Origin of the sequence: Streptomyces griseus, assembly GCF_001715295.1 — a bacterium.
In the GTDB taxonomy this organism is placed as follows: Bacteria; Actinomycetota; Actinomycetes; order Streptomycetales; family Streptomycetaceae; genus Streptomyces; species Streptomyces griseus_G.
On sequence record NZ_MDKB01000002.1, the window covers coordinates 1172786 to 1197573 of the forward strand.

General features: G+C 72.5%; 21 protein-coding genes. 8 read left to right on the plus strand and 13 right to left on the minus strand.

Translation table 11 applies throughout. From position 1 onward, the window contains the following. Positions 1 to 5 precede the first annotated feature (5 nt). Genes BA175_RS11810 through BA175_RS11825 form a run of 4 tightly spaced genes read right to left on the minus strand, consistent with a single transcriptional unit; the run spans position 6 to position 2973 of the window. A complete protein-coding gene (locus BA175_RS11810; protein ID WP_069171246.1) occupies positions 6 to 1328 on the minus strand; it encodes an NADH-quinone oxidoreductase subunit D in 1323 nt (440 codons plus the stop codon). Next, positions 1328 to 2044, minus strand: coding sequence for an NADH-quinone oxidoreductase subunit C (locus tag BA175_RS11815; protein ID WP_069171247.1), 717 nt, complete (start codon positions 2042 to 2044; stop codon positions 1328 to 1330). The genes BA175_RS11810 and BA175_RS11815 overlap by 1 nt, the downstream gene beginning before the upstream one ends. Then, on the minus strand, positions 2041 to 2595 hold the full coding sequence (locus tag BA175_RS11820) for a NuoB/complex I 20 kDa subunit family protein (RefSeq protein WP_069171248.1): 555 nt from the start codon (positions 2593 to 2595) through the stop codon (positions 2041 to 2043). Before BA175_RS11820 ends, BA175_RS11815 begins: the two co-directional genes overlap by 4 nt. A gap of 18 nt (positions 2596 to 2613) precedes the next feature. Continuing rightward, positions 2614 to 2973: an NADH-quinone oxidoreductase subunit A gene (locus tag BA175_RS11825; RefSeq protein WP_003992243.1), complete on the minus strand. Its 360-nt coding sequence runs from the start codon at positions 2971 to 2973 to the stop codon at positions 2614 to 2616. 1109 nt (positions 2974 to 4082) lie between these two features. Between BA175_RS11825 and BA175_RS11830 the strand changes: the two genes are divergently transcribed. Next, positions 4083 to 4925: a C40 family peptidase gene (locus BA175_RS11830; RefSeq protein ID WP_069171249.1), complete on the plus strand. Its 843-nt coding sequence runs from the start codon at positions 4083 to 4085 to the stop codon at positions 4923 to 4925. Between the two features lie 81 nt (positions 4926 to 5006). On the opposite strand, the gene mptB is transcribed toward BA175_RS11830, so the two are convergent. Then, a complete protein-coding gene (gene mptB, locus BA175_RS11835; protein WP_079159504.1) occupies positions 5007 to 6506 on the minus strand; it encodes a polyprenol phosphomannose-dependent alpha 1,6 mannosyltransferase MptB in 1500 nt (499 codons plus the stop codon). 66 nt (positions 6507 to 6572) lie between these two features. Continuing rightward, entirely contained in the window at positions 6573 to 7856 is a 1284-nt protein-coding gene (locus tag BA175_RS11840; RefSeq protein ID WP_069171250.1) for a geranylgeranyl reductase family protein, read from the minus strand. A gap of 96 nt (positions 7857 to 7952) precedes the next feature. Here BA175_RS11840 and BA175_RS11845 point away from each other — a divergent pair, with 96 nt between their 5' ends. After that, positions 7953 to 8471 carry a GNAT family N-acetyltransferase gene (locus tag BA175_RS11845; RefSeq protein WP_069171251.1) on the plus strand — a complete coding sequence of 173 codons (519 nt, stop codon included), beginning with the start codon at positions 7953 to 7955 and terminating at the stop codon, positions 8469 to 8471. A gap of 188 nt (positions 8472 to 8659) precedes the next feature. On the opposite strand, the gene BA175_RS11850 is transcribed toward BA175_RS11845, so the two are convergent. Next, complete coding sequence (locus BA175_RS11850) at positions 8660 to 9352, minus strand: demethylmenaquinone methyltransferase (RefSeq protein ID WP_069171252.1); 693 nt, start codon at positions 9350 to 9352, stop codon at positions 8660 to 8662. Between the two features lie 307 nt (positions 9353 to 9659). Here BA175_RS11850 and BA175_RS11855 point away from each other — a divergent pair, with 307 nt between their 5' ends. Both BA175_RS11855 and BA175_RS11860 read left to right on the plus strand, forming a co-directional pair. Further along, positions 9660 to 10025, plus strand: a complete 366-nt coding sequence (locus tag BA175_RS11855) for a hypothetical protein (protein WP_069171253.1) — start codon at positions 9660 to 9662, stop codon at positions 10023 to 10025. Continuing rightward, entirely contained in the window at positions 10015 to 11025 is a 1011-nt protein-coding gene (locus tag BA175_RS11860; RefSeq protein WP_079159505.1) for a DUF3152 domain-containing protein, read from the plus strand. The genes BA175_RS11855 and BA175_RS11860 overlap by 11 nt, the downstream gene beginning before the upstream one ends. 88 nt (positions 11026 to 11113) lie before the next feature. Here the strand turns inward: BA175_RS11860 and BA175_RS11865 are convergent, their stop codons facing one another. From BA175_RS11865 to BA175_RS11880, 4 genes are all read right to left on the minus strand, one after another. Continuing rightward, complete coding sequence (locus BA175_RS11865) at positions 11114 to 11761, minus strand: imidazolonepropionase-like domain-containing protein (protein WP_069171255.1); 648 nt, start codon at positions 11759 to 11761, stop codon at positions 11114 to 11116. A 7-nt stretch (positions 11762 to 11768) separates the two neighbouring features. Next, a complete protein-coding gene (gene mqnC / locus BA175_RS11870) occupies positions 11769 to 12968 on the minus strand; it encodes a cyclic dehypoxanthinyl futalosine synthase (protein WP_069171256.1) in 1200 nt (399 codons plus the stop codon). 72 nt (positions 12969 to 13040) lie between these two features. After that, on the minus strand, positions 13041 to 14663 hold the full coding sequence (locus BA175_RS11875; RefSeq protein WP_069171257.1) for a serine/threonine-protein kinase: 1623 nt from the start codon (positions 14661 to 14663) through the stop codon (positions 13041 to 13043). A 587-nt stretch (positions 14664 to 15250) separates the two neighbouring features. Continuing rightward, complete coding sequence (locus BA175_RS11880) at positions 15251 to 16129, minus strand: menaquinone biosynthetic enzyme MqnA/MqnD family protein (RefSeq protein ID WP_069171258.1); 879 nt, start codon at positions 16127 to 16129, stop codon at positions 15251 to 15253. Positions 16130 to 16414: 285 nt separating this feature from the next. Here BA175_RS11880 and BA175_RS11885 point away from each other — a divergent pair, with 285 nt between their 5' ends. From BA175_RS11885 to BA175_RS31120, 3 genes are all read left to right on the plus strand, one after another. Further along, positions 16415 to 16618 carry a cold-shock protein gene (locus tag BA175_RS11885; protein WP_003967102.1) on the plus strand — a complete coding sequence of 68 codons (204 nt, stop codon included), beginning with the start codon at positions 16415 to 16417 and terminating at the stop codon, positions 16616 to 16618. A gap of 520 nt (positions 16619 to 17138) precedes the next feature. Next, positions 17139 to 20108 carry an AfsR/SARP family transcriptional regulator gene (locus BA175_RS11890; RefSeq protein ID WP_069171259.1) on the plus strand — a complete coding sequence of 990 codons (2970 nt, stop codon included), beginning with the start codon at positions 17139 to 17141 and terminating at the stop codon, positions 20106 to 20108. Between the two features lie 195 nt (positions 20109 to 20303). Next, the gene (locus BA175_RS31120; protein WP_175420805.1) at positions 20304 to 20477 is read left to right on the plus strand and encodes a hypothetical protein; all 174 of its coding nucleotides are present in this window, start codon (positions 20304 to 20306) and stop codon (positions 20475 to 20477) included. A 192-nt stretch (positions 20478 to 20669) separates the two neighbouring features. Here the strand turns inward: BA175_RS31120 and BA175_RS11895 are convergent, their stop codons facing one another. Further along, positions 20670 to 21206, minus strand: coding sequence for a hypothetical protein (locus tag BA175_RS11895; protein ID WP_069171260.1), 537 nt, complete (start codon positions 21204 to 21206; stop codon positions 20670 to 20672). A gap of 228 nt (positions 21207 to 21434) precedes the next feature. On the opposite strand from BA175_RS11895, the gene BA175_RS11900 reads away from it, so the two are divergent. Then, the gene (locus tag BA175_RS11900; protein WP_069171261.1) at positions 21435 to 22106 is read left to right on the plus strand and encodes a hypothetical protein; all 672 of its coding nucleotides are present in this window, start codon (positions 21435 to 21437) and stop codon (positions 22104 to 22106) included. Between the two features lie 161 nt (positions 22107 to 22267). On the opposite strand, the gene BA175_RS11905 is transcribed toward BA175_RS11900, so the two are convergent. Continuing rightward, positions 22268 to 24649 carry an outer membrane protein assembly factor BamB family protein gene (locus BA175_RS11905; protein WP_069171262.1) on the minus strand — a complete coding sequence of 794 codons (2382 nt, stop codon included), beginning with the start codon at positions 24647 to 24649 and terminating at the stop codon, positions 22268 to 22270. Positions 24650 to 24788 lie beyond the last annotated feature (139 nt).

The following is a 24788-nucleotide window of genomic DNA, read 5'->3' on the forward strand; positions in this document are numbered from 1 at the left end:
TGCGGTCACCGGTCGACGCCTCCCATCACGGGGTCGATGGACGCGACGGCGACGATGACGTCGGCGACCTGGCCGCCCTCGCACATCGCCGCCATGGCCTGGAGATTGGTGAAGGACGGGTCGCGGAAGTGGACCCGGAAGGGGCGCGTGCCCCCGTCGGAGACCACGTGCACGCCGAGTTCGCCCTTGGGGGACTCGATGGCCGTGTACGTCTGACCGGCCGGCACCCGGAAGCCCTCGGTCACCAGCTTGAAGTGGTGGATCAGGGCCTCCATGGAGGTACCCATGATCTTCCTGATGTGGTCGAGCGAGTTGCCGAGGCCGTCGGGTCCCAGCGCGAGCTGCGCGGGCCAGGCGATCTTCTTGTCGCCGACCATGACCGGGCCGGGCTCCAGCCGGTCCAGGCACTGCTCGATGATCCTGAGCGACTGGCGCATCTCCTCCAGGCGGATGAGGAAGCGGCCGTAGGCGTCGCTGGAGTCGGCGGTGGGCACGTCGAACTCGTAGTTCTCGTAGCCGCAGTACGGGTCGGTCTTGCGCAGGTCGTGCGGCAGGCCGGCGGACCGGAGGATCGGGCCGGTGGCGCCGAGCGCCATGCAGCCGGCCAGGTCGAGGTAGCCCACGTCCTGCATGCGGGCCTTGAAGATGGGGTTGCCGGTCGCCAGCTTGTCGTACTCCGGCAGGTTCTTCTTCATGGTCTTCACGAACTCGCGGATCCGGTCGACCGCACCGGGGGGCAGGTCCTGGGCGAGTCCGCCGGGCCGGATGAACGCGTGGTTCATCCGGAGGCCGGTGATCAGCTCGAAGAGGTCGAGGACGAGCTCACGATCGCGGAAGCCGTAGATCATGATCGTGGTGGCGCCGAGTTCCATACCGCCGGTGGCGACGCACACGAGGTGCGAGGAGAGCCGGTTGAGCTCCATGAGGAGCACCCGCAGGACGGTGGCCCGGTCGGGGATCTGCTCCTCGATCCCGAGGAGCTTCTCGACCCCGAGGCAGTACGCGGCCTCGTTGAAGAACGGGGTCAGGTAGTCCATGCGCGTCACGAAGGTGGTGCCCTGGGTCCAGTTCCGGAATTCGAGGTTCTTCTCGATGCCGGTGTGGAGGTAGCCGATCCCGCAGCGGGCCTCCGTGACGGTCTCGCCGTCGATCTCCAGGATGAGCCGGAGCACGCCGTGCGTGGACGGGTGCTGCGGGCCCATGTTGACGATGATGCGCTCGTCGTCGGAGGTGACCGCGGACTCGACGACCTCGTCCCAGTCCCCGCCGGTGACTGTGTATACGGTGCCCTCGGTCGTGGCACGGGGTGTTGCGTGTGGAGTGGTCATCAGCTGTACGACCTCCGCTGGTCCGGAGCCGGGATCTGGGCGCCCTTGTACTCGACGGCGATGCCGCCGAGGGGGTAGTCCTTGCGCTGCGGGAAGCCCTGCCAGTCGTCCGGCATCATGATCCGGGTCAGGGCGGGGTGCCCGTCGAAGATCAGCCCGAAGAAGTCGTAGGTCTCGCGCTCGTGCCAGTCGTTGGTCGGGTAGACCGCGACGAGGGACGGGACGTGCGGGTCGCTGTCCGGGGCGGACACCTCGATGCGGATCAGCCGCCCGTGGGTGAGCGACCGCAGGTGGTAGACCGCGTGCAGTTCGCGGCCCTTGTCCCCGAGGTAGTGGACACCGCTGACGCCCGTACAGAGCTCGAAGCGCAGGGCGGGGTCGTCGCGCAGGGTGCGGGCGACCTGGAGGAGGTGCTCGCGGGCGATGTGGAAGGTGAGTTCGCCGCGGTCGACGACGGTCTTCTCGATGGCGTTCCCGGGGAGCAGCCCCTGTTCTTCCAGGGCTCCCTCCAGTTCGTCCGCCACCTCGTCGAACCAGCCGCCGTACGGGCGGGACGCGGCACCGGGCAGGGTCACGGTGCGGACGAGGCCGCCGTAGCCCGAGGTGTCGCCGCCGTTGTTCGCGCCGAACATGCCCGTGCGGACGCCGATGACCTCACCGGAGTCGTCGCGGGGGGCGGGTACCTGACCGCTGTTCGTGTTCGGTCCGTCGCTCATCGCAGCAGCCCCTTCATCTCGATCAGGGGCAGTGCGTTGAGGGCCGCCTCCTCCGCCTCCCGGGCCGCCTCCTCCGCGTTGACCCCGAGCTTGGAGCCCTGGATCTTCTGGTGGAGCTTGAGGATGGCGTCGATCAGCATCTCGGGACGCGGCGGGCATCCCGGCAGATAGATGTCGACGGGCACAATATGATCAACACCCTGCACAATGGCGTAATTGTTGAACATTCCGCCCGATGACGCGCAAACCCCCATGGAAATGACCCACTTGGGGCTGGGCATCTGGTCGTAGACCTGCCTCAGGACGGGCGCCATCTTCTGGCTGACCCGCCCCGCGACGATCATCAGGTCCGCCTGCCGCGGTGAACCGCGGAAGACCTCCATGCCGAAGCGGGCCAGGTCGTAACGGCCCGCCCCTGTCGTCATCATCTCGATGGCGCAGCAGGCGAGGCCGAAGGTGGCCGGGAAGACGGAGGACTTCCGTACCCAGCCGGCGGCCTGTTCGACGGTGGTCAGCACGAAGCCGCTCGGCAGCTTCTCTTCGAGTCCCATGGTGTGCCCCTCAGCCCCTCAGTCCCATTCCAGGCCGCCCCGACGCCACACATACGCGTAGGCGACGAAGACGGTGAGCACGAAGAGCAGCATCTCCACGAGCCCGAAGATCCCCAGGGCGTCGAAGGTGACCGCCCAGGGATAGAGGAAGACGATCTCGATGTCGAAGACGATGAACAGCATCGCCGTCAGGTAGTACTTGATGGGGAAACGGCCGCCTCCGGCTGGAGTGGGGGTGGGTTCGATACCGCACTCGTACGCTTCGAGCTTTGCCCGGTTGTACCGCTTGGGGCCGATAAGCGTGGCCATGACCACGGAGAAGATCGCAAACCCTGCCCCGAGGGCGCCGAGCACGAGGATGGGCGCGTAGGCATTCACGCTCCTCGCTCCTTCCAGTCGTCCTTGACCGTTGGACCGCATCGGGCGACCGGCTCGCCACCTCACCAAGATCGTGCATATGTGAGGCAGTTCACAAGCCCGACTGCCCCGCATCCTATGCCTGCCGTCCTGTGATCTGCGACACGGGGTACGTCACCGAGTTTGTGATCTCCACCACCCGACGAACGATCATGAAGGCGGTTGAGCGGTGATCTACGTACGCGAAGCGGCCGAGCAGTTACGAGACGTGACATTTGGCGGTGTTGTTGCTGGTCAAAGCCGTGCGGGCACTATCAATAGTAGGCGCCTACATGCAAATTGGCGATGGACTCCATGGACGTGATATAGGAAAGGCTCCCCGTTCACACCCACCCGGAAGAGGGGGTGTCCGGACAGAGGTGGACGGCGGCAACGCGCGCCCGTTCACCAACTCCCCGGACACGGTCGACGACGCTGTGCACAGGGGCCGCGGTGCGGGGACGGACGGCGCCGCGCGCCGGGGGCGCCCGCACCGCCTCGGTGGCGTATCGCCCCGGGCCGGGCCGATACGCCGGCCCGGACACCGATCCGGGACCCGGCCGGCGCGTCGACGGCGGACCGGGCGCCGGAACACCGCGAGGCGGCGGCGGTCGCGGGCGGCCGCAGGAAGGGCCGGCGACGCCGGCCGGGCCCCCCGGCGGGGCCGGAAGGCCTCCCCGCCGGGGGCGGGTCAGGCCGACGAGCCGCGGAACCCTCGACACCCTCCAACCAAAAGGGACATGACTTACCAATAGGTCACAGGGTGACAAGAAGCCGGGGCCTCCGGGGGCCCACCTCGCACCCGGCCGCACGGTTGCCTCCCGCGGCGGACTCGCCTGGTGACCTGCGTCACTTCACGTATCCTCCGATAAAAGCGGGCTTGGCCAACCGTGTGAACAGATGGTAGGTGGCGGGCAATTCGGGCGTATTGCAGAAAACCCGTGATCACGCGCGTGATCCAGTGCGCCCGTTTTGCCCGTTAGGGCGTCAATAAGGGCGCGGGACAAGCGGATTCACAGATTCCGAACGTAACTGTGTCGCAACACACGTTTCTTGATGGGACCCCTACAGCCCTGATAGCGCTAGTACTCATGTCCCACACCGCTCACATACCCAGCCACCGGAAGCCCCGCCAGAGCGCCTCGAAGACGGCGCTGCGGGCAGGAGTTGCCGGTGGCGTCCTCAGCACCATCGCGGTCGCAGGCGCGGCCGGTCCGGCTCAGGCCGAGCCGGTGACCCAGACCATCGAGATGCCCACCATCACGGCGGGGCTCTCCACCACCGTCGCCGCCTCCGCGCAGGCCACCCAGGCCGTCGCTCTCGACCTCGAGACGCAGGCCTACGAGGACGCCGCGGCGGCCGACGCCGCCAAGACCGCCAAGAAGGCCAAGGCCGAGGCGGTCCGCAAGGCAGAGGCCGAGAAGAAGGCCGAGGCCGCCGCCAAGGCCAAGGCCAAGGCGGAGGCCGCGGAGCGCGCCTCCCGCACCGCCGAGCGCACGACGCTCAGCGCCTCCTCGAAGTCGTCCGGCTCGTCGGGTTCCTCCGCGACCTCCGCGTCCTCCTACTCCTCGAACGCCACGGGCTCCGCCGCGTCCGTCGTCGCGTTCGCGCAGGCCCAGGTCGGCGACGCGTACGTCTCCGGCGGCACCGGCCCCAACTCGTGGGACTGCTCCGGGCTCGTCCAGGCCGCGTTCCGCACGGTCGGTGTCGACCTGCCGCGCGTCTCGCAGAGCCAGTCGACCGCCGGCACCCAGGTCTCGCTCAGCAACCTGCAGCCGGGTGACATCCTGTACTGGGGTGGCGCGGGCAGCGCGTACCACGTCGGGATCTACGTGGGTGGCGGTCAGTTCGTCGGCGCGCAGAACTCCTCCACCGGTGTGGTGCAGAAGTCCCTCGACTACGACCCGCCGTCGGGCGCGGTCCGCGTTCTCTGATTCACAAGCACCGGACGCGCACGCTCCGGAACGCCTGAGCACGACAGCGGGCCGTCACTCCCCCCTGGGAGTGACGGTCCGTCAGCGTGCCGTGGCAGCGTTGCCGGGGGCGTTCTCCGCGCCCGTTTCCCCGGTGGCCGCGGGAAGCCGGTGCGGCTCCGGCGTCCGGGCCGCTCCCGCCGCCCGCTCCCGCCGCAGGAACAGCACGCCCGCCACGCAGGTCAGGGCCGCGAGCACGAAGCCGTACGGCGGGGTCGACCCCGAGGGCTGGGTCTCGTAGACGAGCGCCGCGGACAGGACGGCCACCACGTTCCTGACCCGTCCCTCGGACGCCGTGGCGGCGAGCACCACCGTGCCCCACAGCAGGTACCACGGCTGCACCATCGGCGAGAGGGCCACCAGCGCCAGCAGGGCCAGCCCCAGGGCGTGGACCGGTTCCGTACGCCCGGTCGCGGAGTGCCACGCCAGCCGGGCGATCAGCACCAGGGCCACGGCCAGTCCCAGGCTCTGCACCACGGACCTGACCGGGTCCGGGTCCGTGCCGGCCAGGAGCCGCAGCAGGTGCCCGAGCCCCAGGCCGAGGTCGCTGCTGACCGACAGCGCCGTGTGGATCCGGCCCGCGACCCCCTGGGTCCCCAGCCAGCCGAGACCGGTCCCGCCGAGCAGGCTCGTGCCCAGCGCGACCGCCACGGCGACCAGTCCGGGCGCCAGCAGCCCCTTCGCCACCCGGCGCACCACGGGACCGGCCGCGGCTTTGCCGACGACGACGCCGACGAACAGGAGCGCCACCGCCGCCGGGGACTTCACCGTCATGGCGAGCCCGATCAGTGCGGAGCCGGTGATCCACCTCCCGCGCAGGGCGAGCACCACGCCCGCCAGCATCAGGCCGGCCATCAGCCCGTCGTTGTGGATGCCGCCGACCACGTGCATGAGCAGCAGCGGGTTCAGGGCGCCCAGCCACAGGGCGGCGCTCTCACTGCGGCCGTGCTCCCGGGCGAGCCGCCGCAGGGACCACACGACGAGGGCCAGGGCGCCCACCGCGATGATCCGCATGCTCAGCACGGCGGGGACGATCGTCCCGCCGGTCACCCACGCCACGCCCCGGGCGAGGACGAGGAAGAAAGGCCCGTACGGCGCGGGCGTATCGGTCCAGTGCCCCCCGACGCTCGCCGCCGCGTCCCCGCCGGGTCCGGCCGGGTCCAGGACCGACGGCCCCACGCTGTACACGTCGTGGCCTTCCAGGACCATCGCCCCCTGGGCGATGTAGCTGTACACGTCCGCGCTGTAGAGCGGCGGCGCCAGCGCGAACGGGACCGCCCACCAGACCAGCGTGACGAGGCCGTGCCGGACGGAGGCCCCCGCCCGGCCGTACAGCCACCAGGCCACGACGAGGAGCGTCAGGCCGCCGTACGCCAGGGCGTAGCCCGCGGCGTTCACCAGGGATCCGTGCGGTACCCACAGGCCCCACGGGTCATGGGCCGGCAGTGTGCCGACGGCCCAGCCGCCCACGGCTGCGGCCGCCGAACCCGCCGCGCCCAGCCGGCGGTATCCGTCGGCGTTCCATGCCCCCAGTGCCCGCATGGCCGCAACCTATCGCAGCGTGTGCGGGGTGCCGCCCGCGGGACCGCAGGCCGGCGTCCCGCGGGGTCAGGCCTTCGGGGCCACCTTGGAGAGTCCGTTGATGATGCGGTCCATGGCGTCGCCGCCCGTCGGGTCGGTGAGGTTGGCGAGCATCTTCAGCGTGAACTTCATCAGGACGGGGTGGGTAAGACCGCGCTGGGTCGCGATCTTCATGACCTTCGGGTTGCCGATCATCTTCACGAAGGCGCGGCCCAGCGTGTAGTAGCCGCCGTAGGTGTCCTTGAGGATCTTCGGATAGTTGTGCAGGGCCAGTTCGCGCTGGGCGGGCGTCGCGCGGGCCTGGGCCTGGACGATGACGTCCGCGGCGAGCTGTCCGGACTCCATGGCGTACGCGATGCCCTCGCCGTTGAACGGGTTGACGAGGCCGCCCGCGTCACCGACGAGCAGCAGGCCCTTGGTGTAGTGCGGCTGGCGGTTGAAGGCCATCGGGAGGGCCGCGCCCCGGATCGGCGTGGTCATGTTCTCGGGGGTGTAACCCCAGTCCTCCGGCATGGACGCGCACCAGGCCTTGAGCACCTCGCGCCAGTCGAGCTCCTTGAAGGCGGACGAGGAGTTGAGGATGCCGAGGCCGACGTTGGACGTGCCGTCGCCCATGCCGAAGATCCAGCCGTAACCCGGCAGCAGGCGGTCCTCGGTGCCGCGGCGGTCCCACAGCTCCAGCCAGGACTCCAGGTAGTCGTCGTCGTGGCGGGGCGAGGTGAAGTACGTGCGGACGGCGACGCCCATCGGGCGGTCCTCACGGCGGTGCAGGCCCATGGCGAGGGAAAGCCGGGTGGAGTTGCCGTCCGCGGCGACGACGAGGGGGGCGTGGAAGGTGACCGGGGTCTTCTCCTCGCCGAGCTTGGCGTGGACGCCGGTGATGCGGCCGGTGCGGGGGTCCGTGATCGGGGCACCGACGTTGCAGCGCTCGTGGAGCCGGGCACCCGCCTTCTGCGCCTGCCGGGCCAGTTGCTCGTCGAAGTCGTCGCGCTTGCGGACCAGACCGTAGTCCGGGTACGAGGCGAGATCCGGCCAGTCCAGCTGGAGGCGGACACCGCCGCCGATGATGCGCAGACCCTTGTTGCGCAGCCAGCCGGCCTCTTCCGAGATGTCGATGCCCATGGCCGCGAGCTGCTTGGTCGCGCGCGGGGTGAGGCCGTCACCGCAGACCTTCTCCCGGGGGAAGGCCGTCTTCTCCAGAAGGAGGACGTCGAGTCCGGCCTTGGCGAGGTAGTACGCGGTCGTGGAGCCGGCTGGACCCGCTCCGACGACGATCACGTCCGCGCTGTGCTCGGAGAGGGGCTCGGTCACGGTCGGATCTCCCGAAGACTCGAATTCGCGTGCCGCGCGGCACAGGTCACGTGCAGTCTATGGGTGCCTGCTGATCCGTCACCGAAGGGCTCCCCGATGTCGCTCGCGCCTCCCGCCGCCCCCTCCGTGCACCTGCGTGTCCCGACCGACGAGGACACCCTGGCCTGGCACCGCGTCTTCGGCCACCCGGAGGTGATGGAGTTCCACGGCGGCCGGCCGGCCGAGTACTCGGTGTACGAGGAGCTGACCGCCCGGCAGCGCCGGCACGACGCGGAACTGGGCTACTGCCTGTGGACGCTGACCGACGACGCCGGGCAGGTGCTCGGCTTCACCGGCGCCCAGCCCTGGCCGCACACGTCCTTCGGCCCGGTGGGCGCGACCGAGATCGGCTGGCGGCTGGGCCGGGCCGCGTGGGGGCGCGGGTACGCCACCGCCGCCGCGCGGACCACCCTGGAGCGGGTGCGGGCCGCGGGCGTGACCGAGGTCGTGGCCATGATCGACGCGCGCAACGAGCGTTCCCTGGCGGTCGCACGGCGGCTCGGCATGCGGCCCGCGGAGACGTACACGACCCCGGTGACGCGGCAGGAGGCCCGCTGCTTCCGACTGGAGCTGTGAGGGCCGGCCCGCCGCACCACCGGACGGGCGGGCTCAGAGCCTGTCGGGTGACCTGGGGTCGGGAAGCGGACGCGGTCCGGTGCGTGCGATGCCAAGGCGCCGGAAGCGGGCGTGCCGGGCCTTGGCCGCTCGATCGGAGGTCACCCGGCAGGCTCTCAGGCGCACACGCCCCGCGGCATCACCGGGGCTCAGGCGCGCACGCCCCGGTGCAGTGCCACCACGCCTCCCGTGAGGTTGCGCCAGCCGACCTTCGACCAGCCGGCCTTCTGCAGCAGGCCCGCGAGACCGGCCTGGTCGGGCCAGGCGCGGATGGACTCGGCGAGGTAGACGTACGCGTCCGGGTTGCTGCACACCGTGCGGGCGACCGGCGGCAGGGCCCGCATCAGGTACTCGGTGTACACCCGGCGGAAGGGCGCCCAGGTCGGCTGCGAGAACTCGCAGATCACCACCCGGCCGCCGGGCTTGGTCACCCGGTACAGCTCGCGCAGCGCCTGGTCGGTGTCCTGGATGTTGCGCAGTCCGAAGGAGATCGTGACGGCGTCGAAGGTCTCGTCCTTGAAGGGGAGCCTGGTGCCGTCGCCCGCGGTGAACGGCATCCACGGGTGGCGCTCCTTGCCGACCCGCAGCATGCCGAGCGAGAAGTCGCAGGGCACCACGTAGGCACCGGCGCGGGCGAACGGCTGGGAGGAGGTGGCGGTACCGGCGGCCAGGTCGAGGATCTTCTGCGCCGGCCGGGCGTCCACGGCCCGGGCGACCTCCTTGCGCCAGAGCCGGGCCTGCCCGAGGGAGATCACATCATTGGTGAGGTCGTAGTTCGCCGCGACATCGTCGAACATCGAGGCGACTTCGTGCGGCTGCTTTTCCAGGGATGCTCGGGTCACCCACCCATTGTGCCGGTCGCGCCCCGGCGGGGACCGGGCAGGACCGTGCGTGGCGCGCTTCCGCCGCCGTACCCGCCCGGACCGGACGGCCTCCCGCCATCGGGGCGCCGGGCCCGTGCGCCCCGGCGGTCATTTCCATCCGTTCGCATTCGCCTTCAACCTTTTCGGCCTCCTTCCTCTCTGTAAGGGGTGGGAGCAGGCACCGGCCGCACCCCCGGGCGGGCCGGACGCGGGAGGAGGGCGGATGCGCGGCGGACGAGGAGGCGACGGTCACGGGCGGCGGCGGGAACGGATTCGAGGACGGGCGGTGTTCCCCGCACGCTGCACGGTCCGCGCGGCCCTCCCCTGCCGGAACACCGCGGCCGAGCGCCTGACCTGCGGTCCGGTGTCACCGGCGGACGGTACGGTCACCCGTGCGTACCGGCGGACGGCCGGCTTCCCGGCGCGCGGGGAGGTCTTCCTTCGTCCCTCCGCCAGGAGCAGCGACGTCTCCCCGCCCGTCTCGCCGCCGGGGCCTGCGCGGTCGGCGGCGACGCCGAGGCCCGCCGCGGAACCCGCTCCGCTCACGCTGCCCCAGCTGATCAGCGCGGTGGACGACACCCGGTTCCAGGAACCGCTGTCGTACGCCGACGCGCATCCCGTACGGAAGAGTGGAACGAACAGTGCCGACTGAACAGCACCTCCCTGCCCGTGGGCCGCGACCCGCAGGCCAGGCACCGCGCCCGGGCAGGACGCCCGAGCCCGGCGGGGGGTGGGAGGACGGCCCGCGGCCCGCTCGGCCCCCGGGCCGTGCCGCCGGCCCGTACGGCCGTGCCCCACGGTCGGCCGGGCCGGGGGACGTCCCGGGTTCCCGCGCCTGGCGGGGCCGGGCACGGCGCAGACCTCGTGCCCGGCGCCGCGCGGTGCTCGCCGCGCTGGCGGTGGCGGCCGCAGTGACCGCCGCCGTACTCCTGGACCTGCTGCCGGGAAGCGGCGGGGCGGTCGCGGACGGAGTGCCGGCGCCCTCCCTCTCCGCCTCCCCGCACCGCACCTCCGCACCGGGCGCGGTCGCCGAGGACACTCCGCCCCCGTCCTCCTCGGCGTCCCCACGCGGCGCGGCGGCGGGGAAGCGCCTTCCCCGCTCGGGACCGGGCACCTTCACGGTCGCCCGCGCGGGGCTCTCTCCGGCCTCGGGCGGGAAGCACTACCGGGTGGAGGTGGAGGACGGCCTGGACGTGGATCCCGACGAGGCCGCGGACCGGATAGCGGAGATCCTCGGCGACCCGCGGGGCTGGTCCCACGGCGGGGAGACGACCTTCCACCAGGTGGCCGACGCCTCCGCCGGACTGGTGATCAAGATCGCCACCCCGGACACCACGGACGCGCTCTGCGGAAAGTACGGACTGGACACCGGCGGCGAGGTCAACTGCCGCGTCGGCGAGAAGGTGGTGGTCAACCTGAAGCGCTGGGAGCTCGGTTCGCCGACCTTCGACGGTACGGCGGCCGAGTACCGCGCCCTGATCATCAATCACGAGGTCGGCCACTGGCTCGGGCACGGACACGAGACCTGCCCCGGTGCCGGCCGCCCGGCCCCCGCGATGATGCAGCAGATCAAGGGGCTCAAGGGGTGCAGGTCGAACGCATGGCCGTACGACGGGAACGGCCGCTATCTGAGCGGCCCGTCCGTACCGTAGGAGGGGACGCACCACGGGGGCCGCGCGCCGCACCTCCCCGGCGCGCGCCGCCCGCCTCACCGGCGCCGGTCGGAGCGGCCGGCCGTCCTCACCGCCGCCGGTGGACCAGCCGGCCGCCGAGCACCGTGGCGACGCAGGTCCCGGCGCCCGCCGCGACCAGCGCCGCCTCGTCGGGCACGTCGAAGACGGCGAGGTCGGCGCGGCCCCCGACGGTGAGGGGGCCGTGCACGGAGCCCGCCAGGTCGCGGCCCTGGACGAACGGGTCCAGGTCCGGCTCGGCCGGGAGGCCTCCGGGAGCGGCGGCGACCGGCGTGAGGCCCGAGCGGAGCACGGCGGTGTGTACGGCAGGGTCGTCGAACGGGCCGGCGAGGTGTGTGGTGCCGTGGCGCAGCATCCGCTGCAGCCCCCGGCGCACGCTGCCGGCCCGGCGCGGCCCGTCCGGCCGCCCGCCCAGCCGCTCGAACTCCGCCGCGGTCAGGGGCTCCTCACCCAGCTCATGCGCCTCGCGCGGGTCGGGGTGGTAGCGACGGGTCAGCAGCTCGGGACCGTGCCACTGCCGCAGGCCTGGGGTGAGGACGCCGGGCCACCGCCGCACGCGGGCAGCGGGATGGGCCGCCACGACCGCTTCGTACGGTCCGAGGGCCACGACGCGGTCGCCGTCCACGGCGACGGCAGCCTCGGACATGGCCGCCGCGCCGACCGGCAGGACCAGGGGCGCCGCGTGAACGGTCAGCACGAGAGGCTCAGTTGGCGCTCAGGAGCTTGAGCTCCGGGTGCGCGGTGCCGCCGGAGATCGCCGTGGACGAGATGTGCGAGACGACACGCTCGTCGACCGGGTCGTTCGCCGGGTCGTCGTGCACGACGAGGTGCTCGTACGTCGTGGCGCGCTGGGCAGGGACACGCCCCGCCTTGCGGATCAGTTCGATGATCTCGAGGCGGTTCGAGCGGTGTCTGGCACCGGCCGAGGAGACGACGTTCTCCTCCAGCATGATGGAGCCGAGGTCGTCCGCGCCGTAGTGCAGCGACAGCTGGCCGACCTCCTTGCCCGTGGTGAGCCAGGAGCCCTGGATGTGGGCCACGTTGTCGAGGAAGAGCCGGGCGATGGCGATCATCCGCAGGTACTCGAAGAGCGTGGCCTGCGTCTGCCCCTTCAGCTTGTTGTTCTCCGGCTGGTAGGTGTACGGGATGAAGGCGCGGAAGCCGCCCGTGCGGTCCTGCACGTCGCGGATCATCCGCAGGTGCTCGATGCGCTCGGCGTTCGTCTCGCCGGTGCCCATCAGCATGGTGGAGGTGGACTCCACGCCGAGGCCGTGCGCGATCTCCATGATCTCCAGCCAGCGCTCACCGGACTCCTTGAGCGGGGCGATCGCGGTGCGCGGCCGGGCCGGCAGCAGTTCGGCACCGGCGCCCGCGAAGGAGTCGAGTCCGGCGGCGTGGATCCGCCGGATGGCCTCCTCCGCGGGGACGCCGGAGATCCGGGCCATGTGCTCGATCTCGGAGGCGCCCAGCGAGTGGATGACCAGCTGCGGGAACGCCTTCTTGATGGCGGAGAAGTGCTCCTCGTAGTACTCCACGCCGTAGTCCGGGTGGTGGCCGCCCTGGAACATGATCTGCGTACCGCCCAGTTCGACGGTCTCCGCGCAGCGGCGCAGGATGTCGTCGAGGTCGCGCGACCAGCCCCTGGCCGTGTCCTTGGGGGCGGCGTAGAACGCGCAGAACTTGCAGGCCGTGACACAGACGTTGGTGTAGTTGATGTTGCGCTCGATGATGTACGTCGCGATGTGCTCGGTGCCGGCGTAGCGGCGGCGGCGTACGGCGTCGGCGGCGGCGCCCAGGGCGTGCAGCGGTGCCGACCGGTACAGGTCGAGGGCCTCTTCCGGAGTGATCCGCCCGCCTTCGGCGGCTCGGTCGAGGATGGGCTGGAGGTCGGCCTTCTCGGTCACCGGGCTGTCACCTTTCGGCGGTTTTTCAACGGATCTGCGGACCGATCCAGCCTACGCCAGCCCCTGCCGGGGTCAGCCGCCGGACCGGCTGAGCGTGCCCTGCGGCGTGCCCGCGGCCTCCTCGTGGGACTGGTAGCGCAGGGTGCGTGGGGAGGTGAGCGTGAGGACGAGGTCGGCTTCCCCGCCGGTGCACAGGGAGCTGCCGGCGTTCTCCGGATCGGTGCGCTCCCGGATCCGCAGTTCGTCCGGGGTGGCGGAGACGAGTCTGCCGATGCCCGTGCAGACGACGGTCGTGCCGAGGACGTCGAGCCGGTGCGTGAGGCGGACGACGTCCTCCCCCTTCGCGCCCCGGGTGAACACGGCGGTGACCGTGCCGTGCGGCAGCCCGCCGCGTTCGGTGACGGGCCCTTTCCAGGTGCCGGCGAACGCCGCGGGGAGGGCGTCCGGGGAGGCGGTGTCCCCGGACGGCTCCGACGCGGTGGCCGCCGGGGGCGACGCCGCTCCGTCGTCGGCGTTCCGGGAGCCGCCGGGGAACCAGTCCCCCAGCGTCGCGGCTCCGACGGTCACGGCGGCGAGCGCCCCGGCGACGGCGAGCGCGAGAGTGCAGCTCACCCGCCGCCCCCGGCGCGCGCCGGGCTGCCCGGCGTCCGTGGTGAGGGCGATCCGGGCGCCGCCGTCCGCCGGGGGCGGCGGTCCGTCCGGCGGGAGCGGCACGGACGGGGGCCCGAAGGTGCCGGGCCGGGGGCTCGGGAGGGAGGCGTTGCTGAACGGCACCGGGCCCGACCGTACCGGTGCCTCCTGGGGCTCCAGGTCCAGCAGGGCCACCGCCGCCCGGCTCACCTCACGCTCCAGGGCGCCGGGCAGCCATCCGGCCGACACGAGTACGGTCGCCCCGCCGGGTGCGAGCGTGCGGGCCAGCTCCGCGGGGGCGGGCCGGTCGGCGGGGTCCTTGGCGAGGCATCCGGCGACCAGATCGCGCAGCTCCCCCTCCAGGTCCCCGAGTTCGGGCTCCTCGTGCACCACCTTGTAGAGGAGCACGGCGGAGGAGTCGCCCGGGAAGGGCTCGCTGCCGGTCGCCGCGTAGGCGAGTACGGCTCCGAGCGAGAAGACGTCGGCCGCGCCGGTGACGTCCAGACCCCGTATCTGCTCCGGCGCCATGTAACCGGGCGAGCCGACGGAGACTCCGGTGGAGGTGAGGGAGACGGTGGCGCCGAGCGCCCGGGCGATCCCGAAATCGATGAGCCGGGGGCCCTCCACGGCGAGCAGGACGTTGGAGGGTTTCACGTCCCGGTGGACGAGGCCGTGCGCGTGTACGGCGTGGAGCGCCTCGCCGAGCCCGGCACCCAGGGCCCGCACCGCGTGCACGGGCAGCGGCCCGTACCGGGTGACCGCGTCGGAGAGCGGCGGTCCCGCCACGTAACCGGTCGCCACCCAGGGCACGGGCGCGTCCGGGTCGGCGTCCAGGACAGGGGCCGTCCACTGCGCGCCGAGGCGGCGCGCGGCCTCGACCTCGCGCCGGAACCTCGCGCGGAACTGCTCGTCGAGGGCGAAGTGCGGGTGGACGACCTTGACGGCGACGGTCCGGCCGCCCGCGCTGCGGCCGAGGTACACCCGGCCCATTCCGCCGGCACCCAGCCTGCCGAGGAGCCGGTAGGCACCGATCGTCCGCGGTTCGCCGGCTTCCAGCGGCTGCATATGGTCTCCCCCTGTGGACCGTGGGACCTCCCGGGCAGCGTAGAGGCCCGGGGTCGCATGGTCACAGAGAGCCGTTCCGCCGATATCACCCCTAACGGCACGAAGCACGGTTTTCGCCATCGCGAAAGGCGTGAATACGTCGTTCGCCGTTACACATCGCGGTTCCACGGCCGGATACCGGAACGTGAACCGGACGTGTTCGCGATGCCATCCGCTATTCGCCGCACCGGCCACCCCGGCCCATTCGCGGCATTACACGGGAGGGGAATGCGCGCCGCACGCCGGAGTAATGGGACGGACCGGGGGGACGGGCCGGGGAGTAAGGCCGGGAGGACGGCCGAAAGGCCGAGCGGGAAGGCCGCCGGCCGCGGGGATCCGGCCGACTCCACGGGGCACGAAGACACCGGGAAGCAGCGACCGGGAAGGTGCCGGAAGGCGGCGGCCGGAAGGGGGCGGTAAGCGCTGCGGGAGGCTACGGGAAGCAGACCCGGGAAGGCACACGAACAGCCGCGGGACGGTACGGGAAGCAGACCCGGGAAGGGGTGGGGATCCGCCATCCCTCCCGTGCCCTTCCCGCCCCGCCCACCTCAGCCGCCGAGGAGTTCGACCCGTACGTCCGCGGGGAATCCGGTCGTCGGCCCGGTCCTGCGGGCGAACTCGCGCACCCCCGCCAGCTGGTCCGGTCCGAAGCGGAAGTCCAGCGTGGTGAAGTAGCGCTCCAGCGTCTCGGAGTCGAAGGCCTCCCAGCGGGCCGCCTGCTCCGCGACCTTGGTGACCTCCTCCAGCGACAGGTCGCGCGAGGCCAGGAACGCCTCGTGCACCTTCTGCACGTAGTGGGGGTGCGAGGCCAGGTAGTCCTTGCGGACCGCCCAGACCGCGAAGACGAACGGCAGCCCCGTCCACTCCTTCCACATGCGGCCCAGGTCATGGACCTGCAACCCGAGCCGCGGGGCGTCGTGCAGATGGGCGCGCAGGGCAGCGTCGCCGATGAGCACCGCGGCGTCGGCCTCCTGCATCATCAGGCCGAGGTCGGGCGGGCAGGTGTAGTAGTCGGGGGCGACGCCGTAGCGCTCGGCGAGCAGCAGCTGGGCCAGGCGCACGGAGGTGCGGGAGGTCGAGCCGAGCGCCACCCGGGCCCCGTCGAGCCGGTCGAGCGGCACCTGCGAGACGATCACGCACGACATGACCGGCCCGTCGCAGCCGACCGCGATGTCGGGGAGGGCGACCAGGTCGTCGGCGTTGCGCAGGAACTCGACCAGGGTGACGGGACCGATGTCGAGGTCCCCTGCGACCAGCTGCTCACTGAGTCTTTCCGGGGTGTCCTTCGAGAGCTCCAGGTCGAGCAGGGTTCCGGTCCGCGCCAGCCCCCAGTACAGGGGGAGGCAGTTCAGGAACTGGATGTGGCCGACGCGCGGCCTGCTGCGACGGTCGTCGCCTTCCACGGGAGAGACGGTTGAATTGTCCACATCGCGAGGCTAGACCCGTGTCCACGGACGGGCATCATCGGGGCACCCGGAGAGCCCGCGGCGCCCTTGTCCGTCAGCTCTTCGGCGGCCCGATCAAACATCCGGGTGAAGTGATCTTTCCCTCTACCGCTGACTGCGGACTACGTGCTAGGCTCGCTCGCAAGTTGCAGTTTGGTTTCCCTTGCAGTACAGAGCCTGCGGAGCATGTAACCCGCAGGCTTTTGTAGTTTTCAGACTTGTTTGCAGGTTCTGGAGCAGGGCAACCCTTTGGCCCAAGGAGGGCTTATGGCTACCGGAACCGTCAAGTGGTTCAACGCTGAAAAGGGCTTCGGCTTCATCGCCCAGGACGGCGGCGGCCCGGATGTCTTCGTCCACTATTCCGCGATCAACGCGTCCGGGTTCCGCTCCCTCGAGGAGAACCAGGTCGTGAACTTCGACGTCACTCAGGGACCCAAGGGTCCGCAGGCTGAGAACGTCACCCCGGCCTAGTTGCCCGGGTCGGCCGATCGCGGCCGGCGCGCAGTACCCAAGGAGCCCCGCTCCCCCGCCCCGGCGGAGGAGCGGGGCTCCTGCCGTGCCGCGGTCCCGGGATCCGCCGCACGGCACCGCGCCGCCCCACTCACGGCGCAGGCCGCCGGGCACCGGCCGCAGGACACCGGCCGGGACGTCTCCGCGGGGGGAGCCACGACCTGACCGGCCGGCCCGACGGCCCCGGGCGACGTACCGCCGGGTGCGGCCGGACACGTCCGGAGGCCGCCCCGGGATGCCCGGCGGACCGCGCGCGGCGGCGGCACCGGACTCCGGCCGCCCCGCACCGGCTGACGTGACGTCACCCGCCTTACCCCTCACGGGCGCACGTTCGTTGTCGAGGGCCTGTGCAGAGCGTTCACCCGATGCTGACGAGTCCGCCCGTTACAAGGCAGACTGTGGAGCGCCATACCGGCGGTACAGAGGTACGGATCAGAGCGGGATCGGCAGGACCGGCGGGGCGAGCAGAACAGGGGGCATCATGGACCGCGACAACGGACCCGGCGTGCGCGTTCCGGGGCAACGCGCCGCACGGGAACGGGTGGCCGGCACCGATCTGCGCTTCACCGTGCTCGGCCCCGTACGCGCCTGGCGCGGCGGCGAGGCCCTGCCGTCCGGGTCTCCGCAGCAACGGGCCCTGCTGGCCGCCCTGCTGCTGCGCGGCGGCCGCACGGCCACCGCCGCGGAACTCATCGACGCCCTCTGGGGCGACGACCCCCCGTCCCAGGCCCTGGCCACGGTACGCACCTACGCGTCCCGGCTGCGCAAGACCCTGGGCCAGGACACCCTGGTCAGCGAGGCCGGGGGCTACGCGCTCCGGATCCCCCGCGAGGCCCTGGACCTGTCGCTCGCCCAGGACCTGGCCGCCGAGGCGGAGAAGGTGCGCGGCGCGGACCGCTGCCAGGCCCGCACCCTGATCAACAAGCTGCTCGGCCTGTGGGACGGCGAGGCCCTGGCCTCCCTCCCCGGGCCGTACGCGGAGAACCAGCGCACCAGCCTGGAGGAGTGGCGCCTCCAGCTCACCGAGACCCGGCTGGATCTGGACCTCGAGGTGGGCTGCCACGCGGAGGCGGTCTCCGAACTGACCGCGCTCACCGCCGCGCACCCCCTGCGCGAGCGGCTGCGCGAGCTGTTGATGGTCGCCCTGTACCGCAGCGGCCGGCAGGCCGAGGCCCTCGCGGTCTACGCCGACACCCGCCGCCTGCTCGCGGAGGAACTCGGCGTCGACCCGCGCCCCGAGCTGGCCCAGCTCCAGCAGCGGATCCTCCGGGCCGACGAGGAGCTGGCCCGGCCGGCCGACGAACCGGCCACGGCCCCGGCGCAGGTCCGTCCCGCCCAGCTCCCGGCCACCGTGCCGGACTTCACGGGCCGCGCCGCCTTCGTACGCGACCTGGGTGACCGGCTCGTCACCGCCGAGGGCTCCGTGATGGCCGTCTCCGCGCTGGCCGGCATCGGCGGTGTGGGCAAGACGACCCTGGCCGTGCACATCGCCCACCGGGCCCGGCCGCACTTCCCGGACGGCCAGCTGTACGTCGACCTCCAGGGCGCGGGCTCCCGGGCCGCCGAACCCGAGACCGTACTCGGAGCGTTCCTGCGCGCGCTGGGCACACCCGACTCCGCGATCCCGGACTCCCTGGACGAGCGGGCGGCCCTCTACCGCTCCACCCTCGACGGCCGTCGCGTCCTGGTCCTGCTCGACAACGCGCACGACGCGGCCCAGGTCCGGCCCCTGCTCCCCGGCACGGAGGGCTGTGCGGCGCTGGTCACCAGCCGCGTCCGCATGGTCGACCTGGCCGGCGCCCACCTCGTGGACCTGGACGTGCTGTCCCCCGAGGAGGCCCTGCAGCTCTTCACCCGCATCGTCGGCGGCGAACGCGTCCGCTCGGAGCGCGAGGCCGCCCTGGACGTGGTGGCCGCCTGCGGATTCCTGCCGCTGGCCATCCGTATCGCCGCGTCCCGGCTGGCCGCCCGCCGCACCTGGACGGTGTCGGTCCTGGCCGCGAAGCTCGCCGACGAGCGCCGCCGCCTGGACGAGCTCCAGGCCGGCGACCTCGCGGTGAAGGCCACCTTCGAGCTCGGCTACGGCCAGCTGGAGCCGGCCCAGGCCCGCGCCTTCCGCCTCCTGGGCCTGGCGGACGGCCCGGACATCTCTCTCGCGGCGGCGGCGGCCCTTCTCAACCTGGATCCCCACACGGCGGAGGACCTCCTGGAGTCGCTGGTCGACACCAGCCTGCTGGAGTCCGCCGCCCCGGGTCGTTACCGCTACCACGACCTGGTGCGCCTCTACGCGCGTGCGTGCGCGGAGCGCGACGAACAGCCGCCGGTGGAACGGGACCTGGCACTGTCCCGGCTGCTGGACTTCTACCTGTCGACGGCGGCGGGGGTCTACGCGCTCGAGCGGCCCGGCGAGCGGGTGCTCGACCACTTCTCGCGCACCGCCTACGTCGGCCTCACGTTCACGGTGCGGGAGACGGCTCTGGACTGGCTCTTCTCGGAGTCCAGCGGACTGCTGGCCTGTGCGGCCCAGTCAGCCGGGTGCGGCATGCCGCGGCGCGCCGCTGACCTGCTCATGGCCGTGGTGGACCTGGGTGAATCCGGGGCCAACTCGCATCAGTTCGCCACCGCGGCCAAGGCGGTGAGCGACGCGGCACGGTCGGCGGGCGACGCACAGGCCGAGGGCCGGGCCCGCACGATGCTGACCCACGCCCTCAGCGTGTCCGGGCGGTTCGCGGAGGCCGAGACGGAGGCCCGGCGCGCCCTGGAGCTGGGGCGGCTGGCCGACGATCCCGTCTCCCTCGGCCAGGTACCGAACCAGCGGGGCATCATCGCGCTGTACGAGAACCGCCACGCCGACGCCGAGGACCACCTGAGGGAGGCGCTGGCCGCCTTCCGCGCGGACGGCAACAAGCCCGGCGAGGCCTCGGCCCTGTGCAACCTGTCCCGCGTCCATCTGGCGACGGGCAGGACGGCGAGCGCGGTCGAGCTCGCCCAGCAGGGGGTCACGATCTACGAGGCGGACACCTCGGGCCTGGCCCTGCGCCTCGCCAACGGGAAGTACGCCCTCGGGCTGGCGCTCACCGGTACGGGGCAGACCGCCTCCGCCCTGGAGACGCTCACGGAGGCCATGGCGGTGTTCCGCGACAGCCGGCAGCAACTCTGGCACGGGATGACCCTGTTCCGTCTGGCCGAGCTGCACCTCACCATCCGTCAGCCGGCCCACGCGGCGTCCCATGCCGAGCACGCCCTGGCGATCCTGCGCGGCATCGGGGGCGACTGGCGCCGGGCCAACGTCCTGACCACCCTGGGCCGCGGCCTCGCGGGCATAGGTCAGACGGACCGGGCGCAGGTCTGCTGGAACGAGGCGCTGGCGGTGTTCGAGGACCTCGGCTCGCCGGAAGCGGCGACGGTCCGCCAACTGCTGGCCCCGGCCCCGGTCGCCACGGCGTCCTGACCGGCGTTCATCAATCGTTTATCGCCGCACGGCACTCTCTTACTCATCGATCCGTCGCGTCGGGGGGCAGACGGATCGTCGAGTGGCCTCACCGTTAGGGTGATCGGCCCTGGGAGGCCCGCCCGGCGATCCACGGGGGAACCGCCGGGCGGGCTCATCCGTCCGCTGTCAGAACCGTTTCAGGAGTTGAACTTCATGGCCGACAAGAGCGACATCCTCAAGCCGACGGACGCGCACGCCACAGGCGCGGAGATCACCACTCAGGACGCCCACGCCACCGGCACGCCGCTCAAGCCCACGGACGCACACGCCACAGGCGGGACGCTCACCACCCAGGACGCGCACGCCACGAGCGAGCCGGCCAACTAGAACCACCATGTGCACGGGGGGAGCGGCCGCGGCGGCGCGGAGGGGGAGCCGTCGCGGCCGCGGTGCGTCCGTGGCCGGTGCGGTACGCCGCACCGGCCACGGCGGTGAGGCACCACCACGGGGGAGACAGGACAGGGCCCGAGCCGTTCGGCTCGGACCCTGTCCACGCTCCGCCCACCGCGACGGCCGGCGTCAGTAGACCTCCGCCGTGACCTGGCAGCGCTTCACCCGGGAGACCAGGCGCGGGCTGTCCATCCTGACCGTCAGCGTCTTCGCCTCGTCGTGGTCGAGGTCGACCGTGGCCTCGCCCGTGTCGACGGTCAGGCCCTTGGCGTCCAGGAACGTCACGTCCACCTCGTACGTCTGCGGGGTGGTCGCCGTCGAGCGGATCTCGACCGTCGAGGTGGTCACCGCCTTGCGCGTGCCCTTCTTGGGCCGGGCGCACCGGATGACGCGGACCTCGGGGGCTTCGGTGGCATCCGGGGCGGGGGTGGAGTAGGTGGAGCCGCCGGAGGAACCCGACGAGCTGTCGTAGTCGTCGTCGTAGTCGTGGTAGCCGCCGTTGCTCTTCTTCGAGTTGGAGCACCCGCCGCCCGAACTGCTGCTGCTCTTCCCGCTCCGGCTCTTGCCGCTCTTGCCGCTCTTCCCACCGCTGGACGTGGAGAATCCGGTGAGTGCGAGCACCACCACGACCAGCACCGCCGCGAACCTGATCCGTCGCCGCATCATCGACGCAGCCCCCCTTGCTGTTGTCTGCTCCTGGGCCGTCGCACGGCCGCGCGACACCGTAACGCACAGCATCGCGGGCGCGGACCGACGGTCCGGTCATGACCCTGTCACAGTCCGGTCATGGTCTGGTGGCAGGCCCGACCCGCCCGGCGTAGCGTCGCAGGAGGGGAGCCGCACGGTGGGCACCGCCGGACAGGGGGTCGCACGAACGCCGCAGGAGGCTGACCGATGATCCGCAACGTCCTCGGCTCGGTGATCGCCCTCGCCGGAGCGGCGGCTGCCGTCCTGAGCCCCTTCCAGCCCTGGTACGACGGCCGCCTGGGGCGGGACTACCGCATCCAGGACCTGTTCGGCGGCATCACCGGCGCGCACGCGGCGGTCATGACCTCGATCCTGCTGCCCTTCCTGTTCGCCGCCCTCGTGACCGTCGTCGGCGTGCTCCTGCGTTCCCGCGCCGTGGTGGCGTTCGCGGGGCTCGTCGTGCTCGGTTTCACCGTGCTGTGGATGGTGCGCCAGGGGCAGGCGGCAGGCAGCCTGTCGGTCGGCAGCGACGGGACGGGGCTCCGCTGGGGCACCGCCCTGGCCGCCGGGGGCGGGCTGCTGCTCCTGCTGGGGTCCCTCCTGATGTCGGGCCGTCCGGCGGGGCGGGGCAGGCGCCGCCGCGGGGCCACCGAGCCGTATCCGGTCCCCCGGGACGACCGCCCGGACACGTGGCCGCCCACCCAGGAGCCCGGCCCGGCCGCCCAGACGTCGCCCTGGCCGGAACAGGAGCGCGACCCGTACACGGGCCCGGATCCGCGCGACCGGGAACAGTACTCCGGTCACCACCGGGGCCAGGACACCGCGTCGCACCCCACCGGGGACGAGGACCGCGACGAGCGGGACCGGGGCGACCGCTGAGGACGGCCCTCGGGTGGGAGCGGCCGCGTCAGAGGCTGTCGGGTGACCTCTGATCGGGTGGCCACGCCCCGGCACGCACGCTTCCGGCGTTGCCCGGATGCCCTGGAATCGCACGCACCATGCCGCGTCCACTTTCCGATCGAAGGTCACCCGTCAGCCTCTCAGGCCCGCGGCGCCCGGCTTCCCGTGCCCGTCCCCTTCAGCGCGTCCAGCGCGTACACGCACCGGTCCTTGCTGCACGCGTACACCACGCCCGCCCGGGCCACCGGGGAGCCGGTGATCTCGCCGCCCGTGGCGAGCTTCCAGCGGAGCTGGCCGCCCGCCGCGTCCAGGGTGTAGAGGACGTGGTCCGCCGAACCGAAGTGGACCCGGCCGTCGGCGACCACCGGGGCGCCCACCACCTCGCCGCCCGCCGCGAACCGCCACTTCGGTGTCCCGGTGACGGCGTCCAGCGTGTACAGCGCGCTTCCGCTGCCGACGTGCACGTTGCCCCCCGTGACGAGCACGGGCTCGATGGACTGGCGGGCCTCCGTCGCGATGCGCCAGCGGTCCTTGCCGGTCGACGCGTCCAGTGCGTACACGGTGCCCAGGTAGTCGGCGAGGTACACCCCTCCGCCCGTGACCGCGGGTCCCGGCGCGAAGGAGGGCGGGGAGAGGAAGACGGCCGGCGACTCGAAGTGCCAGCGCACCCGGCCCGAGACCGTGTCGACCGCCAGCACCCGGGTCCCCGCGGCGACGTACACGAAGCCGTCCTGCGCGGGAGCCACCCGCACCGGCACACCGCCGCACGAGGCGGCGTCGCCGATGGGGTACGACCACCGCTCGGCGCCCGTGCGCGCGTCGACCGCCCGCAGCCGGGCGCTCTGCCAGAGGTACACCGTGCCGTCGTGGATGACCGGCCCGGCCTCCGCGTTCTCGAAGTCCGTCTGGACGCCCCCGGTCTCCCACAGCTTCTCACCGGTGGACGCCTCCCAGGCCTGGACGCCGCCGCCCCTCGTCGCCGTCAGGACGGTGCCGCGGTCGGCCTTGAGGGAGTACACCCAGGCATCGGTCTGCAGCCGCCACCGCTCCTCACCGGTCGCCGCGTCCAGCGCGTACAGCGACGGGCCGTCCGAGGCGTGGATCCGGCCGCCTTCCACGGCCATCGCCCAGGCGACGTCCCGGGTCTTGAACTGGCGCCGCCCGTTGCCGACGTCCAGGGCGTGGACCTCGAACGACGTCACGTACAGCAGGTCACCGACCACGACCGGGGTGCCCCACACGTCGTTCGACATGCGGAAGCGCCACGGGCGCCAGCGCTCGGGCCCGGCCGGCGGGGCCTCCGGGGGCGGGGTGGGCGCGGGCACCGGTGCGGTCGCGGTCCCCGGGCCGCCGGTCGCCCCCGGGGCGCGCACCCAGCCGGTGGCCGGGTCGGCGTGGGCCGCGGCCGGTCCGCGGACCTCCGCCGGGCGGGGCCCGGGGCCGATCGGCACCTGGGCGCCGGGCAGCCGTACGGGGCCGCCGCCGGCAGAGGGCGCGGGCGCGGTGCGGACGTCGCCGCTGCCGCGCCACGCCCCGTCCGGGCCGGCGCTCCGCGCCGGTGGCCGCTGCGGAGGCGGCGGCACGGCCGCCGGCGCGGGGGCGGGGGCGGGGGCGGCCACGACGGCGCGGCCGCCGCCCCGGCGCTGCTCGATCATGGCGGTCGCGGGGGTGGGCAGCCAGGCGGACGCCGTACCGCTGTCGTCGCCACCCGAGGCGAACAGGTGCGGGGCCAGCTGGGCCTGGAGGTCGGCCGGGCTGGGCCGCCGGGTCGCGTCCATCTGCATACAGGACTCGATGAGCGGGCGCAGGTCCTCCGGCAGCCCCTCCGTGTCCGGACCCTCGCGCAGGAGCATGAAGACGGTCTCGACCGGGTTCGCCCCGTGGAAGGGCGCGTGCCCCGTCGCCGCGAAGACCAGCGTCGATCCCAGCGAGAAGATGTCGCTGGCCCCCGTCACGCTGCGCGAGTCGCGGGCCTGCTCGGGAGACATGTACGCGGGGGTACCCACCGCGACGTTCGTCATCGTCAGCCGGGTGTTGGAAACGCCCGACGCGATCCCGAAGTCGATCACCCGGGGCCCGTCCTCGACGACGAGCACGTTGGACGGCTTCAGGTCGCGGTGGACGAGTCCCGCCCCGTGGATCGACTGCAGGGCCTCGGCGATACCGGCGGCCAGCCACCGCACGGCCTGGGTCGGCATCGGCCCGCACTCGCTCACTATCTCCTCGAGCGAGGGGGCGGGGACGTAGGCGGTGGCCAGCCAGGGGACGGCCGCCCGGGGATCGGCGTCCACCACGGCAGCGGTGTAGAACCCGCTGACCGCGCGCGCCGCCTCCACCTCCCGGGTGAAGCGGACCCGGAACAGCTGGTCCTCCGCCAGTTCCGTACGGACCGTCTTGATCGCCACCCGCCGGCCCGACGCCGACCGTGCGAGATAGACCAGCCCCATGCCGCCGGCCCCGAGCCGTCCCAGCACCTCGAACGGGCCGATCCGCCGCGGGTCATGCTGCGTCAGCTGCTCCACTTGCCTGCCACCTCCCCGTACGGACCTCAGGAAACGAGGCCCGCGAAATCCCGCCCTGTGCAGCGTCTCACCACTGAGCACCACCTGGCGGCGCGCACCCTGATTGTTGCTGGCTCGGGGCCCGGTTGCGAACCCGGGG